Genomic DNA, 16,983 nt, shown 5'->3' on the forward strand with positions numbered 1-16,983 from the left:
ACAGGAGGCTTCCTATGGTTGCTGCAATTGCTCTTCTTCCATTACTTGGTGTTATAGCGGCTATTTTTTGGGGGTTGAATATGTACTACACACTCGTTCCTAACTGGTTAATTCCAGTAGTGTGCGTCGTGGTAGTCGCCTCAATATTCCAAATTAAGGTGACATACAAAGAACTAAATGAATCGGAAATAGATAGTTTTATTGGGCGGTTCTTGTTCTCAATACATCGAACAGTTCGACAGTATATGAGAGCGGCATTTATGCCAGTTGTACCTGATTTTAGTTTTGTAAAACAAACCCTCAATATCATGACGAAACGAAAAGATGATGAATAAGAAATTAATGTTAGCTGTAATGTTGAGCGCCTCCCTTTTCGGTTGTGCTCAAAATGATAGTCTTGATCCAGTATTTGGTTTTACTGGTGAATATGGTGCTGGTGGTACAAGAATCCCTAATAATCCAGCATACTTAGTTGATCCTGGGTTAACTACTGAAACTGAACTATTTAAGATATTCGGTGAGCCCCAACTAACCCAAAGTTTCCCATGGGGTAGAGTAGTTACTTATAGATATTGGGAAAATAAAATTGGGTTGCCGATGTATGAAGAGTATGTTGACTTTGTTTTTAACGATAGAGGTTTCCTTGATAAGGTGGCAACCTATTCTCAAAGGGGCTCTAAGCGGGTTGAAACAAATCAATCCAAAATGATAGAGAGAGAAGAAGAGTGTCCAAGTCACTACACAGTGTGCCAGTCATACGAAAACTTCAGTCATTAGAATCCTCACTTCATGCGTTTGCTCACTCCTTAGAGCAAACGTACTTTAACGTTCAGTTAAACAATCCCTCTGACATCAAACCAATTAAAGCGGTCATTAGAGCTATAACGGCGATCACTTACGATGAATACCAATCAGGACGAGAGTTAAACCAGTTACCTGGAGTGGTCTTCATTCCTGAAGATGTAGTTCCCAAATTACTAGAAGTAAATCATGCCAAAAAGGCATTTTCAGACGCTGTAAAAGAAGCTAAGGCCTCGAGTAAATGCAAAAGCAATACTGCCGCATTGAATTATGTAAGAAAATTATTAACAGAGATAGGCATGCAAAGGGTTCACTTTAAACAATGTGAACGCTTGCTGGTGGTAGAAGAGGCGCTACCTAAAAAAATAGTTTTTTATAACGAATCAAAAGGGTGGGGTAACCAAAAGAAATACTCAAAAGAAGAAGCGCTTGAGTTAGCTAAAGAAATCATTGATAACGGTTCTGATAGCTTTGACATCGTTTCTAAGAAAATTGCAGAGATTTCTGATTCGGAGTTTCTTGTGCACCGGACGCCAAGTCCAACAAGTATTAAAGCGAACATCACTAGATATGTACCAGGAGTGGGAGAGAAAAGTCATTCAAGAGTTGCTTCGTTACCAATATTTGTTGTAACTACCGATATGGATTCAGCGAGAACGGTACTCATTGGTTCTATGGTTTCGATTGAGTCTACCCCAAAGTCTAAAAGACTGGGGTCTAGTAAAGCTCGTAGTAAGTTTGAAGAGCAACCCTATATCTCAACTTTGCGTCTATATCGATATAAGCCCGAATATAGATAGAAAAATTTACAAACCAATCTATAATATATGATATTAAATTGGAGGGTTAGAGATGCACAAGCGTAGAGATAATTTGCAAAAGACGATACTCATTGTTTGGTTTCTGTGTTCTAGCATTGTACTTGGGATTCAGCTATTACCTAGCCCAATTGATAATGCAAGTGCAAGTCAGATAGAGTCAAAAGCCGGAAATCTGGAGCCAGATGACAGCCTGATCAATCTGGATACAATTCTTACCTATATGCCTACCGAAGTACCTCATTCCAGAAATAAACAGTAGCTATAAAATGATTTAATATGGTATTAAATACCATTGACAAACACTTTGCTCAACTATAATATATAACAAAACAGAGCGAGGTAGTTATGGTTACAATAGCTAGCAATAACAGCAATCCTTCACCTAAAAGCGTGGCTCTTGCTGCTGCTTTAGGGCAAATTGAAAAACAATTTGGCAAGGGTGCTGTGCAAAGCCTTGGGGGCGAAGCAACAACTAACAATCTTGACATCGTATCTACAGGCTCACCTAAGCTTGATAAAGCTTTAGGAGTGGGCGGGTTAGCGCGAGGTCGTATTCATGAAATTTTTGGCCCGGAGAGCTCCGGAAAGTCGACATTGGCATTGGAAGTCATTGCTGAAGCACAAAAGAAAGAAAGTATTTGTGCCTTCATTGATGTTGAGCATGCGCTTGATCCTGGATATGCCAAATTAATTGGCGTTAATAGCGAAGAATTGTATGTTTCGCAGCCCAATAGTGCGGAGGAAGCTCTGTCTATTGCAGAAACTCTTGCTCTATCGGGAGCAGTAGACATTATTGTTATCGATAGTGTCGCAGCAATGTGTCCTAAAATGGAGTTAGAAGGAGAGATGGGGGCAGCTAGTATGGGCCTTCATTCGAGGTTAATGTCGCAAGCATGCCGGAAGCTAACAGGTATTCTAAAGAAAACGAATACCATGGCTATTTTCATAAACCAAATTCGTTTTAAAATTGGTGGTTTTGGAAACCCTGAGACAACAACAGGTGGAAATGCTTTAAAGTTCTACGCTACAACGCGAATTGATATTCGCAGAACGGGGAGCTATAAAGTCACCGATTGTACAATGGGTAATGAAACCAGGATTAAGGTTGTCAAAAACAAACTTGCCCCTCCATTTAAACAAGCTGAAACCAAAATATTGTTTGGTAAGGGTTTCGATTACTACGGTGAAGTTCTTGATTTAGGCTTAGATGCTCGAATTATAGACAAACGTGGTACTTGGTACCTTTACAAAAACCTTAAGCTTGGGCAGGGCAGATTGTCAGCGACAGAGGCCTTAGAAAACGACAAAGTCCTTCTTGAAGAGATATTATCTCGGATTAATTAGATTAAGGTATGTTGCGGGAAAACCGCAACATAAAGGCATAATGTTATTTAGTGACTTTCAGAAAAATCTAGACAAATTACCTTTTGATGAATTGCAATCACGGAGAAAGGGGCAGTCTGTACGCTCATTAGCTTATTTTCTTGGCTCAAATGAAGTCGCGATTCAAAAGTACAAAAATAATCCCGACGAACCTGTAAAGGAATCGCATATTCGATGCGTTGATTTTCTTTTGAAAATGCCAAAAGAGCAACAGATCCACATTCTATCTCAGAGTGTAAACAATCCTATCTTAAGCGTTACAGAGTCACAGCGCTGTAAAGTGAAGCATTATGATGCTCTGGAGAGTCGTCTCCTGAAGCTGGGTATGTCGAAGTTAGGGGTGTATTCATTATTGGGTACTCGTAATAGCGTTGTGGATAACGCACGAAAAAAAGGCGCCATGTCAAAAGGCTTGGCAGCGATCGTTGGGTTAACGAGTCGATTTAGTAATGATGAGCTCTTGGAACTAGCTGTCGAATACGAGACATCTGAGCGAAAATTGCCCGCTTTGAAAGAAAAGCTTATGAAAAAGCATTCTAAGTCCTCAACTTAACGACAAAAGTTGAACTGCAAGCTCAAAACGTGAATCTGGATAAGGATAATCTGAGAGCAATCAATAAACTAGCGAAATCGCTGGTTTATTTAGAAAACTAATCTATGTCATTTACGTATAAAAAAAAGGATTTGAAGTGAAAAACTACTTAGCACTCTCGATTTTAGTAGTCCTATCTGGCTGTGGTGGTGGCGGAGAAGGTGGTGGCACCAATAGCAGTAGTGGCGATAAGTCACTTGTACTTACTGTAACAGATCCAACTCAATCACTAGTGGAGAATGGGGAGTCAATAACCGTCCAATTAGAAACAAACTCAAAATCAGATAACTACACTCTTACTGTAAGAGATCCACAGTCGGTTCTCAATCAAATTCCTCTAAGTGAATATGAAAAAAATATTCATTGGTCTGTAAATAAATCGAATTTAATTCTTTCAGCAGATGAATTACTTAAGTCTTCAGGTGATTTGAGCCTCACACTGACACTTGAAGATGGCAGCGAGCAAATATCTACGAACTTTAGCCTTGATATTGTTAACACAAGTCTTAATGAGCGTCTTGAAGTCGCTTCAACGTACATCGATAACAGTGAAGAGATTAAGCAGTTTTCGGAGCTACAATCACTCCAACATGCTTATGAAAAGGTTTTTTTATTGATGGGTCATGGTCAGCTCCCATTTACACCCGAATTTGATGAGCAGGTATACCTGGACAAACTAAACGACATCAAGTTGGCAGTAAGCAAGGTGCATAATGGTGGTATAGAGACTCTACTTGTTAATCCATTATCAAGTTTTGAATCTGAACTAAACGCAAGCGCTAAACAATACATAGATCATCTGAACAAGATTGCCGCAAAAGAGAATAGCCTGAGTGTACTCCCAGCAGTGGATTTCAATGCCTCTTCGACAGGCTATTCATTCTTTAAAGGTAATGTGAACTACGGTCAGTTTACTGAACTGTCAGTTTTCAAGTTCAACCCTGAATTTCAGTTTGTTGAAAATTTAACTGACCCTACTTACGGCAATTGCAGCATTTAAGGACAAATAGAATGAACAAAATCACCCTATCTCTACTAATTAGCGCTGCAGTTTTTAACGGTTATGCTCATGCGAACATTGCAGAACCTATCTTATTTAAAGGAGTCGATCCTTTAGCGATGTCAGACTCAACTGGTTACCACCAGTCACAGTTAAATACCTATTGGGCAGACCAAGACTTACTTAAAGGGGCGAATAGTATTTCTAAGGCCAGAGATACTGCAAAAACCAATAACGTGACACGTGTGGGTGTTATAGATGGAGGCTTTTTAAATACTCCAGAGCTTCCTTTTGTTGATGGATATAGTTTTATCGGAACTGAAGGTTACACAGCAAATTTTGACACACCGATATCTGACCGTGGTGAACACTGCGATATAGGTCATGGCAATATGGTTGCATCACTAATTGGTGCCAACCCTCAAGGGGATGGCGTAAAAGGTGTAGCTGATGTTGAATTGGTTGCAGCTCGAGCACTGAAATGTAGTGAAGCAAAAGTTGAAGACTTAACTGCTGCAATCAAGTGGCTGAGTGGACAAGAGGTTCCTGGTGTACCGCTAATTTCAGAGCCAGTTGATGTTATAAATATGTCGTTAACGTTGCGGAACACAATGTGTGGTGGTGACGTTCAAGACGCGATTCGAGTAGCGCAAGATAAGGGGATTACTTTTGTGGCAGCGCAAGGGAATCGAGGCGTTAATTATGAAACAGGGTTACCAAAAGATTGTCCCGGTGTGATCGGAGTAGGCTCAAACCAATTAGATGGATATAAGTCTGGGTTTTCTAACTTTGATGTTAACGTAGACATTGTTGCTTATGGTGACCGCCTCTCATTGCCGACAATCGTTGATTCGAATAATGATGGAGCTTTGGACTACACCGAAACGGCTGGAACGAGTCTTTCGACACCTCTAGTAACGGGCACAATTGCACTAATGCTCAACGAAAGTCCCGATTTAACTCCTACAGAAATCATTACCATTCTTAAACAATCGACAGGCAAACCAATGGTCGGTGAAGCGGGAAGTGGTTTTCTTAATTATTCTTGTGACAATGGATATTGCGGCTATGGTGTTTTGAATGCATATGAGGCAATGCTTCAAATGAGAAAGTTGTCAGAGGAAGGGGTAGCGTTAAAAAGTCCACTAGCTGGTGAGTGTGATGTAGAGTTTTACTTAGATACTCTCGGTGGTTCTATTGATGTTTGTTCAATGGGGGAGTTTAAGTTAAATGATCATGTCACTAGCGATAACACCAAAATAGAAGTTTATAAAGTTTCAAGCCTTGATTCATTAGATGTGGCAGGTGCTGAATTAGTTACAGACACTACAAATGGAAAACTTATGCTTCCAAATGTGGGTAATGAGCTCTTTGCCTACCGTATGTGTGAAAAGAACTTCGTTGATGAGTACCATTGCTTTAGCGATGAATTAACGCCACTAACGGTTTCTAATCTCGAAAAACCTCACCAATGTAATCTCTAGAAACTGAAATCTAACTAATTGATAAACCCTGGATATTTTCCGGGGTTTATTATATATGATAGTTGACTGCTTTTTGTTTTGCTGTCACAATATACCATATTAAAACGGCTTTGGGGGCAGAATGAAACCAACGTTAGAACAACAAAACGTCATATACAAACCTGTTAGGCTTGCTGTGATCAAAGCGCTTGCAGGAACTGGTAAAACTACATTATTTAGATTGTTCGCGAATGCATATCCAGAGCTAAGAATGCTCTATATTACTTATAATCGTCCGATCGCAGATGCCGCTAATTTACCTCCCAATTGTCTATCACTCACTGGCCATCAGTTAGCATATCAATTCGTAGGAAAATACTACCGCCACAAGTTTGCAGAAAACCTCAGCATGGGGCTGATTAGAAAGCACCTCAGGTGCGACTGGTCCATCGCAAACGGGACTATGGTTACTTTAGAAAACTATTTTTGTAGTGAAGACCAAGAAATAGAAAAAAAACACGCTCCATACAACCCCAAAAATAAAAAATCATTGGATATTCAAGAGCAGCTAGTTTCTAGTGCCAAGCAAATCTGGAATGAAATGCAGTTATTGGAAAGTCCGGTTCCCATGACGCACGATGGTTACCTAAAAGGTTTCTCTATTGCCCAAGTAGATTTGAGCGAGCATTTTGATGTGCTACTTGTAGATGAGGGGCAAGACCTTAACCCTGCAGTGAGAGCTTTTATGAAAGCTCAAACTAATATGAGAGTCTATGTATGTGGCGATGAGTCGCAACAAATTTATCGTTATCGCGGTGCCGAAGATGCACTGAAAGTTCAAGAAAATAGTGGAGCCGAAGTTTTCTCATTAACCCAGTCATTTCGCTTCAATGAACAGGTTGCTACATATGCCAATGCCTTTCTGAACCAACTTGGTGTTCATGAACGGCTTAAGGGGACCGATAATGGCATTATCGAGTCTGTTTTAACTTCAGAAAACGATTTAGATGAAAATCTCCAGATAGCCTATATCAACCGTACGATCGTATTAACGATTGAAGTCGCGATAGAAGCTGACGAACGTGGCAAGAGCATTTACTGGACTGGAGGTTTTAATAACTATCCATTTAACGAGCTCTTTGATTTACTCTACTTGAAGCTAGAGCAGTACGATAAAATACGCTCACGTGACTTTAAGCGTGATTTTACTACATTCGAAGATTTCGTAGAAGTTGCAAAAAAAACGAAAAACATCGATATGGCTAGAATCCTCAGACTTGTCTCTAAATATGATACTGGTTTGTTTGATATTTATGAGAACTTGAAGCGTTCTAAAGTGGATAATATTGAGGCTGCTGAAGTTGTCGTAGGAACTTGCCACAGAACGAAAGGCCTAGAGTTTGACCAGGTGGTGCTAGGGGATGATTTTTGTGACCAATTGAAATTAATCGAGCGTACAGAAGACGAAATTCGAGATGAGTTGAATCTAATGTATGTCGCCATCACAAGAGCCAAGTTACGATTCGTAGAATCCCATCCGTTTCATTCTGTACAACGTTGCTCACAAAACATTTTTGAACTGGCAAGAGAGTTTCAAAAGAACAAAAGAAGTAGCTCAGGCCGTTTTAAAAAGAGACGCCAATCATAATTCTATCGAGATGAGTAAATTAGGAGAAGTAAGTAAATGGCACTATTTGACAGAGAAACGAGAGAGTTGATAGAAAAGTTGATCAATCAGGTTGATGTTGATCTTCGAACCGATTTTAGTATAGGTATCATTTCTAGTGAAAATGAATATACATCTGTCCTAACTGCAGAAATTCGTAATAGGATTAATGCTAGGCTACCGTTAAAATCAGCTGCATTTTCACAGAAGTTGAAATCAAATGAAGAGCAAGCATGGGGCGTTGATGCTTGTGTTTTATTGATTGATTATGACAAGGGAGTCGGGAAACTATGTTTGTTTGAAGCAAAAAGTGATCGGCCAAATTGGGACTATCTGAAACCTAATTATCAACCACCTATCTCTCACTTTTCATCTCAGATAGCCCGTCAGGTAGCACCTAACAAACAAGGATTTGTTGTATGGGAGCAGTTTTATTCCAGCAAACCAAATGGTACACCTATAGGTGACCGAAATCCTAAGGGGTCTACCTGTATTCTCCATCATCTTGCATTCTACCATAATGGTACACCTCCTAATCCGAAAGTTTGGACTGATAATGATATTGATACCCTTGCTCGTGAGTGGCAAAAGGTATCCACAATGGGGGGCCTAGTAAATACGGTTTGCAAATGCAAATTGGGCAAAAGTTTCGATGTTAGTAAACTAGAAGAATTACTCAGTGAACGTATACCTGTGAGGCATATTTTGTTTTTAGAAGGGGGCCGGGCTGTCACAGAAAAAGATAGCTATCATTCTATTGCAAAACAATATCAGGAAAGGTTCCCAGACTATAAAGAGAGCACTGGTAGGCAGTAAGTGCTGATTTATTACTTGGTTTTTTTATCTTAGGTGATTGCTATAACAAGAGCATAATGATTGAAATTCCCTCAATTAGTTAAGTAGACTCGCAAAGTGTAATTCGAACTTTTCCAAATTAGTCAGTTGGTCTTCTCACTTAATGACCAACTGACTAAAAAATAATATGGACTGGATGGCATAGCTTTTGGGGTGCGTTCAGCGTTAGACCTGATTACCTAAGCTTACTGAGCCCGGCACCTAAATGAGAGCCTACTTGTCTTAACTTTTCCTCTTGTTCATGTACCGTGATTTCCAACAACTCACGTTCATTTTCAAGCATGTTGATTCTGTCTTGGCAGTCTTCTACAGCATCGTCATACCCATAGCCGTACATCCTTGCCCCAGTCACTCTGATTAAACCGACTAGCTTTTCTTGTTCGTCGATGTACTTCTCATACTCAGTACTTTGATTATTTACTAAACCCATATTCCCTCCGCTTCATTTCTCTTAGCCTTGTTCGCCCTTGCTCATCGCCAAAAGCCATATCAAACAACTCTCTGGGCGCGAGCTCTTGTACAGTAACTTGTGGTTCTTGACCTGTCTCAAGTTTAGACGTTCGCTTTCCCTTAAAGGGGAGCACATTTGATTTCATTAGTTCTCCTTAAATTGCAATGATTTACCTTGAATGAATGAAACCAATTTATCTTATGGAAAAGCCGTGGACAGTAGCACAAACGCATTAATTCTTGACCTTGACAATTCGTTGAGATTATGGGTGTGAAATGTGTCTGTGATATACATAGATTCCATTAAACAGAACATATTGAATATAAAGAATTAATTTCCAGTTTGGTGTTAGAAAAGTCATAACCTAACGGATCAGTAACTCGATAGGAGTCATTGAAAAAAAAGGTAAATTAGATTAGGTTTGAACTTGTTTTTTTGTTGGAAGTGTAGGTTGTGTCTAGAGAGCTAATTGCCGGATTTAAAAGAAGTTCAGAAAGCAGTTGTTGTGACTTTATTTGCCAAGAGGCTTACAGAGAAGCAATATGCGAGCTTTATCCTGAAGATGTAGCAATTTATAAACAAGCATACGGTCTTCTTCTGGATGCATCTAAAACATGTTTAGAAAGGGTTGAGCTTGAAACTGCATTCTCAGTAAGTGACATAGAACCAGACAAGATCATCGATGGTCCTTTTCATGCATTTGTGTTTAGCGACTATTATTTTGATCTAAACCATTCCGATCGATTTTGGGTTAAAGATATCACTCTGTGTTTACAGCATGAAGTAGAAAGGGCATTAGAGGCTGAGAATTGGGAGGGTGAGAATTTAGAGCAAGAGCTGCAAACAATATCACCTGATTTGGTTAGCATTGCTCAGATGATTGATGAGCAATTTGTCACCGCATTGTCTCCTATTCGAGAATATAAAAACACCTTTTATCACAGGTATTCGCCAACACTTTTCTTTAGTATTTATGATTATAGAGAAGCCTTGCACTACTTCCACCTCCCTTTTGAGAAAAAGAGTGAAGGGCTTTGTTTTTACAGTGCGCCATATACGCTTCATCAGTTCTATCGTGAGTCTTTTGGTTTGGATAACTCTACCAGAAAAAAACTGGTTCCAAAGGAAGCTTTATCTCGGACGTTAGCAAATGAGGAAAGACAATTTACAGTTGAAGAAGAGCACCTCTCTGCTTGGATGGCTCTTGAGTTTTGCGGTTCATCAGACAAAGTGGAACTTATTGATTGGGTCAATATGAGTGTTGATGTTTCTAGGCCTCTTTCCGACAATGAGATAAAGTGGGTAACGGCATGGTTTAAACAATCCCTATATGCCTCTCAAGCAAATAATATCCGAGCTGAAATACAATGCGCTACTTCAATAGAAGAGATTATTAATCTAAACAAGCTGCTAGAATCTATCGGGGGCAGGAAAATAGATGAAACAATAAGTTTGTATCAGTCCAACAACCTTAATTCTCCTCCACGCAGTAAGATTAAAAACTACCTTTGTGGAATGATTTTACACCAAGACCGTTCAATCAACCCTAAAAAACTAACCTACACGGAGTTGGAACAAAACCTCGCTGCTGAACTTTCTGACCTAGGGTATGGCATTGGCTTTTCCGATGAGAGCATTCGTCGCGGATTTAAACTGTATAAAGAAATGATTGAAAAGCAGAAAAAGCGTTACCTTAATGCTTAAACTCGTAATAGGGCAGAAGCAATATAGAACAACCTGTCAGATTTTATCACCCTCAGGAGACCAAACTGACAGATTGCATTCTCACTAATTCACACAACCCAATACATTCAGATACACTTAACCTCAAGTAGCTCATTAAAATCGCTGAAATAATTCTCCAGCTCTAGCAACTTTACATTCCCTGGTCGCTCTGAGTACCGCTTTGTACGTGCTCCAAATTCTATTGTTCCTTTCCCAAAGCGCGTATTAATGCAGTCGATTGCTTTGCTTAATTTATGGTTATTAACATCATGTTCAAATAGATCTGCTTGCTTGTGCTCTGCGTCGATTAAACTAGTAAGGCCAACTCCAACTTTATAAATGCGCGTTTTTGTCGGTTGAGTAGGAATAAGGTCACCCTGAATAGCTCTCAACGTCTTTAGACCTACAGAGGTATCGCATACACCGTAACTTAAGTGTATGCTCCGGCTAGCCTTAAACTGCTCCTGAGGATCGTCATGTATGGATGTGGACACAAATGCTGTTATAGCCAGGGCTTCTGATTTTTGCGCTCGTAACTTAAAAAATGCTTCTGCAAGGTGAAGAGATAATTCCGACATTATGGACTCCCTTGATTGTAAGCGGTCCCGGTATGAGCTGGTGGACCAAATTTGTTGCTTCTTAGGTCGTGTGTCGTTCCAATTGTAGACAGGTGTGCCATTTAACTCATGGACCGTGTTGGCGACGGAAATCGAAAAGGCTTTTTGCATTTTTTTAGGATCTTGGCGAGCTAAATCTAACGCGCTATAAATGCCCATATGAGAAAAGTGTTTAGATAGCTTCCTGCCTACGTTCCAAACCTCTGAAACAGGTACCTTTTCTAATGTCTGAATCAAATTGTCTTTACTAATGACAAATACACCGTTACTACCCTGAAGTTTTTTGGCTGCAAACGAAGCCAGTTTTGAAAGAGTTAAACTAGGACCAATCCCGACTCCTGTAGGAACCCCCGTTGTTTTCCAAATGTGTTCACGCCAACGCCAAGCTTCGCTTTCCAGGTCAATGCCATTCTTCAGTAGCTCCGTAGTCTCCACCCAAGATTCATCGACGCTGTAATGAAAAATGGGTAGCCCCTCGGAAACATCTATAAGTGATTGCTTAAAGTTCCTAGATATCTGCCCTAAGGTATTAAAATTACACTTAAATATTGCGCCATGATGCATGGCAACTTTAGAGTCGATTTCCCAAATAGGAGAGAACTTGGGTATCCCAAATTCCTTTATATTTGCTCCGGCAATACTAATACCTTGGCCTGCTGACACGAGTACTGGTTTCCCTTTTAAACCAGGATGAAATTGAGCACTACTGTGCGCATAAAATCCCGTTCCGTCTATTAGTGCGAATGATTTAACGGCCACGAAGTTCTCTCCGGTAAATTCGGATAGCCATAGAGACACAGCCGTAAATGCGAATTTCGTCACTTGATGATAGATAAACAGATCTGAACTTTGGGTTGTCGCTGTATGCTTTTTTCAGTCTTTTGTTCAACCTCTTACATACCAATTCACCATTTAAAGCCATGATAACGGGATGATCTTCTTTAAATGAGAGGCTGCGGTTAAGGAGTAGCAAATCTCCGTTATCAATGATTGGTAACATAGACTTACCGTTTGCACGCATCAATACACATGTATGTTGTTGCTCAGGAGGTATTAATAACTCATGAAGGTCGAACTCTTTCAATGAGTTATGTATAGGTATCGAATGGCCTTTTCTGTACCAATGAAAACGAGCAGATACAACGCCTTGAACTACAATATCTTCTTGCTTTTGTATCTCTTGAAATGACACAAGAGCGTTTTCGCCAAGGTATTCAACCAAAATACAGTCGTTTGCTTCAGGTTGTAGGCTTGAGTCAACAAGCAGGTAATCGCCATCTGAAATACCGAAGTAAGGTACATCTTGATGAGCAACAGTTAATTTGGTTGCGCTAGGATGATGAACTAGCTGTTTTGACAATGACAGGGATTTACGGACACTCCCGCTTGTTGGGTCTTCAAAGCCTGTTATGCCGCAATTTATTGACTGATCAAATATTTGTAAAACACCCATTTTAAAAACACGTCTGACTGCTGTATGTATATACAGTAATTATATATCCAGCTATGTACTGGTGCAATGTAAGGAAGAGCATGAGCTATTGGGATGGTTAGATGGCCTGGTGCACATCTGTGAACCATAGGTTTTTGAGTATACGATTCATGAGCAAGGAGAGACACTGTAATTGCACTATAGATTCGAGTAGTAAGGTATAAGCCCGGTGGTATGGTAAGGTTTTGTAGCACCATAATGCAGCGTTAAAAGAGAAAATGGAGGCTTCATTGAGCGTAAAAAAAGACAATCACTTTTTACCTGAGATGTATCTAAAAAATTGGTGCAACGAGCAGGGTAAGGTATTCCACTATAGGAAAGTTGTTCAACACGAGAATGTGCCATTATGGAAGGACTACTATCCATCAGCGATCGGTTACCATACACATTAAAGCAACTCAGTGGTCTGAGATGAATAGTATCGATATCATAAATTACATACCAATTTGGGAACTATTCTTTAAAAGCTTTCTACTTGAGTTCAAGTTGATGTGATTTAGGTTTCAATGTGAACATTTAACTAGCCATAATGGCTTTTCTGGCAGTTAAAGCGTAAATCGGCATTGTTGATAATGATAACGTATTGAAAATATTGATATAATCATATTTTTATAGTGTAAGTATGATCCTATGAGATATGAATCTGCCCCTGTTACCCCAGAAGAAAGACGAGAAACCACAAAAGAGCTCTTCGCTCGTCAGCAACGAGAGCGTAGAGCTGAATTAACTCCTTCAGCAAGCGATGAAAAAAGATGGGCAGAAAATCGTGAGAGGGTTCTTAGAGATAGAGAAAAAGCAGGGTTAGGACCTACTTCTCTAGGATTGAATGCTCCTCAGCTTCTCAGTGACTCAATAGGATTACAGTGTTCACTTGGGGATGAAATGGCTAAAAACCACCAGCATGTGTTAATTACAGATTTAGAGGATGCACATAAAATATTACATAACGTTTGGCTGGAGTCTGGTAAGGATGTCGCTGCTATCGCCTTGAGCATTAACACCGCTAAGTCTTGGTTCAATCACACAGAGCCTATGTTTAATGCGATATCAATTGCTAAACAGTTTGGCGATCTAGGCGTTAAAGCTGATTTGGTAGAAAGTCGAGGTAAATTATTTGTCGCATTTTCAGGGACAAACGAGAATGGCAAAGTGCTACGGCATGCGTTTGTCAATGGTACTCGGCTTAATATGAATGGTAAGAAGTACCCTCTAAATTCATTTAAGTCGGTGCAAGCAGGCTTTAGTCCTCAATCTAGAACTGCAAACTTCAAGGGTGCGGGTGCCTTAACCTTTGTGGTGTCCGCTAGTCTAGCCACCAGCGACTTAGTTTTTAAAGACGACTATCACTTAGTGGATTGGTTTGGCAATGTAGGTGCCGATATGTTCAAATTCATGTTGCAAACAGCAGCTGGTGAAGTTCTGTTATTTGCTACGGCAGCTCTGGGAGCTCCCGTAATGGTTGGTGCGCTATTTGTTACAGCAACATATGTCTTAATTGAGGTTGTTTGGGGTGAATACAAAGTTTCTAATCAAGTCGTAAGGATGCTTGAGAATGTCACATAAAACAAGATTACGTTTGGCTGGTATCTTTGTTCTTTTGTTTGGGATAATTTGTTGGGGCTATCCATCTTATGTAGTCTATAGAGACTATCTTGAACTATTGAATAAAGCTGACACTGTTCAGCTATCCGTTCTAACTCTGTGGGTGCCGATTGGATTATTAGGGGCGTTAGGTTGTATTTTTTTTATGGCCCCAAAAGCTATGTTGTGCGGAAAAAAAATTAATGAAGTTTACTCTCAAAGCGCAATGCAGCTAGCTAATAAAATCTGTGTTTATTTTGCCTTGGCTGGTGTAGCCTTTGCCGCTGGCTGGACGTATCACTCAATTGACCTCTTACAAAAGTATGGGTATGTATACAGTCGAGATTTAACCAATATCACTCCTACGGGAATACATTTGAAATACGTTAGAGCAACTCATTGACCAAGAACGTCTCTAATCCTCACTAAGAACTCTTCTAACAAGCGTAAGCTTACTACTTACGCTTGGTCTAATTCCTTCCGAGAGCTCCTCAACCTAATCGGCTATCTAGAGCATAGACACGAAACTATGAACCTCTTAGTTGACTGTGGTTGAGTATCGCGCTCATTATGCATAGAAACGAGTACAATTTGGTAACCTTAAGCTTTAAAAAATTGTTTACTAGGAGTGGTACAACATGGATAAAGAACTATCTGGGGTAGAGAAGCTTCGTGATGGGGCCAATTATCTTCGCAAAGTTATCGGTATCAGTACTGAATTTCTTAGCTCAATACAGAAAAGAATGGGGTCTCCCAAAACTCTCTTGGATACTTTTGTAAGAGTATACTTTTCTACCTTTGGTTGTATTTTGATCGGGGTGTATTTCGTGATGATGATATTAAAGCCATGGTTTGATGGTGGTGGAAATTGGTCATATGTCCAAGAAGTTTGGTCTCATTGGCAAACTCTGAATGCAGCAATGATTGCTTTTACAGCAAGCTTATTGGCGGTTTATGCAGCTAAATATCACGAAGAACAGAATCGAGAGAGCCAACTTTTAGCAGCAAGAGCATTGTTACCTCAAACTCTGTCTGACTTAACTAAATACACAACTGAGATGGCTAGCTTCTACACCGAATCAATTGAATTTTGGAAAGGTATGCCGAAAAGAACAGGTAAGAAGCCTGTACCACCGAAACTAGATTTGGCCAATACAACAGCCATATTCACAAAATGCATGGAAAACGCAGACATAGATGTTGTTCTGGTAATGGCAAAAATACTAAGTAAGACTCAGTACTTATCCGCTAGAGTAGAAAATGAATATGAGAATAAGCAGTCGAGCCGTAGGCCTAGTTGGAGAGAAGATGCGGAATATCAACTAGTTGAGCTGGGAGTATTACAAGCTAAGGTAAATAGAATGTTTGATTATGGTAGATATTTGCAAAGTAAACTTGACCTCTCCGAATTTAAAAGTGATGAAATAGCCCAAGGTCTTTTAAACTTAAAGATTTCTCGAGCCCAATACCCAAATGTGTATAAGAAGTTAGAGCACACGGACTTAACATTTTTGTCTAAATAATGTACACACCTTAAGAAGTGTGTACATACAAATGGATTAGTCTCTAAAAAACTCGACTAGATACATTAACCCTTTGATACATATGTGTGGATTGAGTTTGAATACCGAGACCATTGCTTTCCATACTCTCATAATCAGATAGATAAACCTTTGTGGGTACATATTAATCACCATTAACTATTGAACAAGAAAATTGCCAAATAGGCTACTGGTGATCTATAGTCTCGTGTGTCAGGTGTCGAGAATGATACCCAGCAGCCATAATGAGTAGTTGCAGCTACTCGATTTGGCTTCTCTCTTAAACCCTGCCTATGGTGGGGTTTAAGTGATTTTGAGCTCCAGTTTAATATCACGAAAGAAACTAAGCACAGCTACTATTTGCTTCCATGCACTGAACTACTTGAGCTCACGGGTATCAAGATAGTGCGATAAAAAAAGTTTATCAAGGTGCAGTTCGAGGATCATTTGTGGATAAATAGCAAAATTCAAAATATCAGTCAGTGAACACTAACTAACTGAATAAGACCCTGTCTATAAGTCCAAATTACGGTTTGTTAATTCGATTTAGAAATAACCGCACCTAAAAATATTTATCTTGACAATTAAGAAACCACCCAAAATATAGTTGTGCCGTATTAACTACCTTCAGATGGGGGGCTTACTCTCTTAAACATAAAAGGATAAGGTGTGAACGCATCCCCTTTTCCTACATTTGGTCCACTCACTTCCCAAACCCCTTCGAACTCACTCGGTTCCTCGACCTTTAGGTAGTTATTCGGGTTTTGTTCCACATCATCTTTTGAACGTTGTGAAGGTGTTGGGAGGAAGTGAGCAAGCTTGCGATTTTCAATCTTAGGCGGGTTCAGAATAAACAGGCTACCGCTCTCATCTAAGTAACCTTCCACGTTCCCAATGTTTGTTTTTAATATCGTAGTCACCTTGTGCATAGATCTTCCTAGTTAGTTGATTTGCCAATACTGATAATGTCCTCCAGCATTTAACACCATTAACTC

Annotated in this window: 17 protein-coding genes; 13 read left to right on the top strand and 4 right to left on the bottom strand. The window is 39.8% G+C overall.

The features are described 5' to 3' along the window. The first annotated feature begins 14 nt into the window (after positions 1–14). From R7R78_RS16820 to R7R78_RS16860, 9 genes are all read left to right on the top strand, one after another. Positions 15–335 carry a hypothetical protein gene (locus R7R78_RS16820; protein ID WP_025633960.1) on the top strand — a complete coding sequence of 107 codons (321 nt, stop codon included), beginning with the start codon at positions 15–17 and terminating at the stop codon, positions 333–335. Further along, positions 325–777 (top strand): hypothetical protein, encoded by a 453-nt coding sequence (locus R7R78_RS16825; protein WP_138058892.1) that lies wholly within the window; start codon positions 325–327, stop codon positions 775–777. The genes R7R78_RS16820 and R7R78_RS16825 overlap by 11 nt, the downstream gene beginning before the upstream one ends. Beyond that, on the top strand, positions 726–1,601 hold the full coding sequence (locus R7R78_RS16830) for a hypothetical protein (protein WP_138058891.1): 876 nt from the start codon (positions 726–728) through the stop codon (positions 1,599–1,601). The genes R7R78_RS16825 and R7R78_RS16830 overlap by 52 nt, the downstream gene beginning before the upstream one ends. A 366-nt stretch (positions 1,602–1,967) precedes the next feature. Continuing rightward, the gene (recA, locus tag R7R78_RS16835) at positions 1,968–2,966 is read left to right on the top strand and encodes a recombinase RecA (RefSeq protein WP_044129452.1); all 999 of its coding nucleotides are present in this window, start codon (positions 1,968–1,970) and stop codon (positions 2,964–2,966) included. Further along, positions 2,938–3,558, top strand: coding sequence for a hypothetical protein (locus R7R78_RS16840; protein ID WP_148299822.1), 621 nt, complete (start codon positions 2,938–2,940; stop codon positions 3,556–3,558). The genes recA and R7R78_RS16840 overlap by 29 nt, the downstream gene beginning before the upstream one ends. Before the next feature lie 136 nt (positions 3,559–3,694). Then, entirely contained in the window at positions 3,695–4,597 is a 903-nt protein-coding gene (locus R7R78_RS16845; protein ID WP_025633967.1) for a hypothetical protein, read from the top strand. An 11-nt stretch (positions 4,598–4,608) separates the two neighbouring features. Next, entirely contained in the window at positions 4,609–6,081 is a 1,473-nt protein-coding gene (locus tag R7R78_RS16850; protein WP_077202322.1) for a S8 family peptidase, read from the top strand. 121 nt (positions 6,082–6,202) lie between these two features. Beyond that, on the top strand, positions 6,203–7,708 hold the full coding sequence (locus R7R78_RS16855) for a 3'-5' exonuclease (protein ID WP_025633969.1): 1,506 nt from the start codon (positions 6,203–6,205) through the stop codon (positions 7,706–7,708). A 36-nt stretch (positions 7,709–7,744) separates the two neighbouring features. Further along, a complete protein-coding gene (locus R7R78_RS16860) occupies positions 7,745–8,542 on the top strand; it encodes a hypothetical protein (RefSeq protein WP_025633971.1) in 798 nt (265 codons plus the stop codon). A 214-nt stretch (positions 8,543–8,756) separates the two neighbouring features. Here the strand turns inward: R7R78_RS16860 and R7R78_RS16865 are convergent, their stop codons facing one another. Beyond that, a complete protein-coding gene (locus R7R78_RS16865) occupies positions 8,757–9,011 on the bottom strand; it encodes a hypothetical protein (protein ID WP_203347291.1) in 255 nt (84 codons plus the stop codon). A gap of 474 nt (positions 9,012–9,485) precedes the next feature. On the opposite strand from R7R78_RS16865, the gene R7R78_RS16870 reads away from it, so the two are divergent. Further along, positions 9,486–10,736 (top strand): hypothetical protein, encoded by a 1,251-nt coding sequence (locus R7R78_RS16870; RefSeq protein WP_025633975.1) that lies wholly within the window; start codon positions 9,486–9,488, stop codon positions 10,734–10,736. 107 nt (positions 10,737–10,843) lie between these two features. On the opposite strand, the gene R7R78_RS16875 is transcribed toward R7R78_RS16870, so the two are convergent. Then, the gene (locus R7R78_RS16875; protein ID WP_025633977.1) at positions 10,844–12,133 is read right to left on the bottom strand and encodes a hypothetical protein; all 1,290 of its coding nucleotides are present in this window, start codon (positions 12,131–12,133) and stop codon (positions 10,844–10,846) included. After that, positions 12,123–12,827 carry a S24 family peptidase gene (locus R7R78_RS16880; RefSeq protein WP_054574980.1) on the bottom strand — a complete coding sequence of 235 codons (705 nt, stop codon included), beginning with the start codon at positions 12,825–12,827 and terminating at the stop codon, positions 12,123–12,125. The genes R7R78_RS16875 and R7R78_RS16880 overlap by 11 nt, the downstream gene beginning before the upstream one ends. Before the next feature lie 669 nt (positions 12,828–13,496). Between R7R78_RS16880 and R7R78_RS16885 the strand changes: the two genes are divergently transcribed. From R7R78_RS16885 to R7R78_RS16895, 3 genes are all read left to right on the top strand, one after another. After that, the gene (locus R7R78_RS16885; RefSeq protein ID WP_025633980.1) at positions 13,497–14,429 is read left to right on the top strand and encodes a hypothetical protein; all 933 of its coding nucleotides are present in this window, start codon (positions 13,497–13,499) and stop codon (positions 14,427–14,429) included. Continuing rightward, positions 14,419–14,850, top strand: coding sequence for a hypothetical protein (locus R7R78_RS16890; protein WP_025633982.1), 432 nt, complete (start codon positions 14,419–14,421; stop codon positions 14,848–14,850). The genes R7R78_RS16885 and R7R78_RS16890 overlap by 11 nt, the downstream gene beginning before the upstream one ends. 235 nt (positions 14,851–15,085) lie before the next feature. Continuing rightward, the gene (locus tag R7R78_RS16895) at positions 15,086–15,970 is read left to right on the top strand and encodes a hypothetical protein (protein ID WP_025633983.1); all 885 of its coding nucleotides are present in this window, start codon (positions 15,086–15,088) and stop codon (positions 15,968–15,970) included. A 635-nt stretch (positions 15,971–16,605) separates the two neighbouring features. Here the strand turns inward: R7R78_RS16895 and R7R78_RS16900 are convergent. Continuing rightward, the gene (locus tag R7R78_RS16900; protein WP_025633984.1) at positions 16,606–16,917 is read right to left on the bottom strand and encodes a hypothetical protein; all 312 of its coding nucleotides are present in this window, start codon (positions 16,915–16,917) and stop codon (positions 16,606–16,608) included. Between the last annotated feature and the right edge of the window lie 66 nt (positions 16,918–16,983).

It is taken from the genome of Vibrio sp. 2134-1 (genome assembly GCF_033339495.1).

Excerpts from the sequence above, each read along its gene's own strand:
- R7R78_RS16820 (WP_025633960.1), top strand. The coding sequence starts at position 15 with ATGGTTGCTGCAATTGCTCTTCTTCCATTACTTGGTGTTATAGCGGCT.
- R7R78_RS16825 (WP_138058892.1), top strand. The coding sequence starts at position 325 with ATGATGAATAAGAAATTAATGTTAGCTGTAATGTTGAGCGCCTCCCTT.
- recA (WP_044129452.1), top strand. The coding sequence starts at position 1,968 with ATGGTTACAATAGCTAGCAATAACAGCAATCCTTCACCTAAAAGCGTG.
- R7R78_RS16850 (WP_077202322.1), top strand. The coding sequence starts at position 4,609 with ATGAACAAAATCACCCTATCTCTACTAATTAGCGCTGCAGTTTTTAAC.
- R7R78_RS16855 (WP_025633969.1), top strand. The coding sequence starts at position 6,203 with ATGAAACCAACGTTAGAACAACAAAACGTCATATACAAACCTGTTAGG.
- R7R78_RS16860 (WP_025633971.1), top strand. The coding sequence starts at position 7,745 with ATGGCACTATTTGACAGAGAAACGAGAGAGTTGATAGAAAAGTTGATC.
- R7R78_RS16865 (WP_203347291.1), bottom strand. The coding sequence starts at position 9,011 with ATGGGTTTAGTAAATAATCAAAGTACTGAGTATGAGAAGTACATCGAC.
- R7R78_RS16880 (WP_054574980.1), bottom strand. The coding sequence starts at position 12,827 with ATGGGTGTTTTACAAATATTTGATCAGTCAATAAATTGCGGCATAACA.
- R7R78_RS16885 (WP_025633980.1), top strand. The coding sequence starts at position 13,497 with ATGAGATATGAATCTGCCCCTGTTACCCCAGAAGAAAGACGAGAAACC.
- R7R78_RS16890 (WP_025633982.1), top strand. The coding sequence starts at position 14,419 with ATGTCACATAAAACAAGATTACGTTTGGCTGGTATCTTTGTTCTTTTG.
- R7R78_RS16895 (WP_025633983.1), top strand. The coding sequence starts at position 15,086 with ATGGATAAAGAACTATCTGGGGTAGAGAAGCTTCGTGATGGGGCCAAT.
- R7R78_RS16900 (WP_025633984.1), bottom strand. The coding sequence starts at position 16,917 with ATGCACAAGGTGACTACGATATTAAAAACAAACATTGGGAACGTGGAA.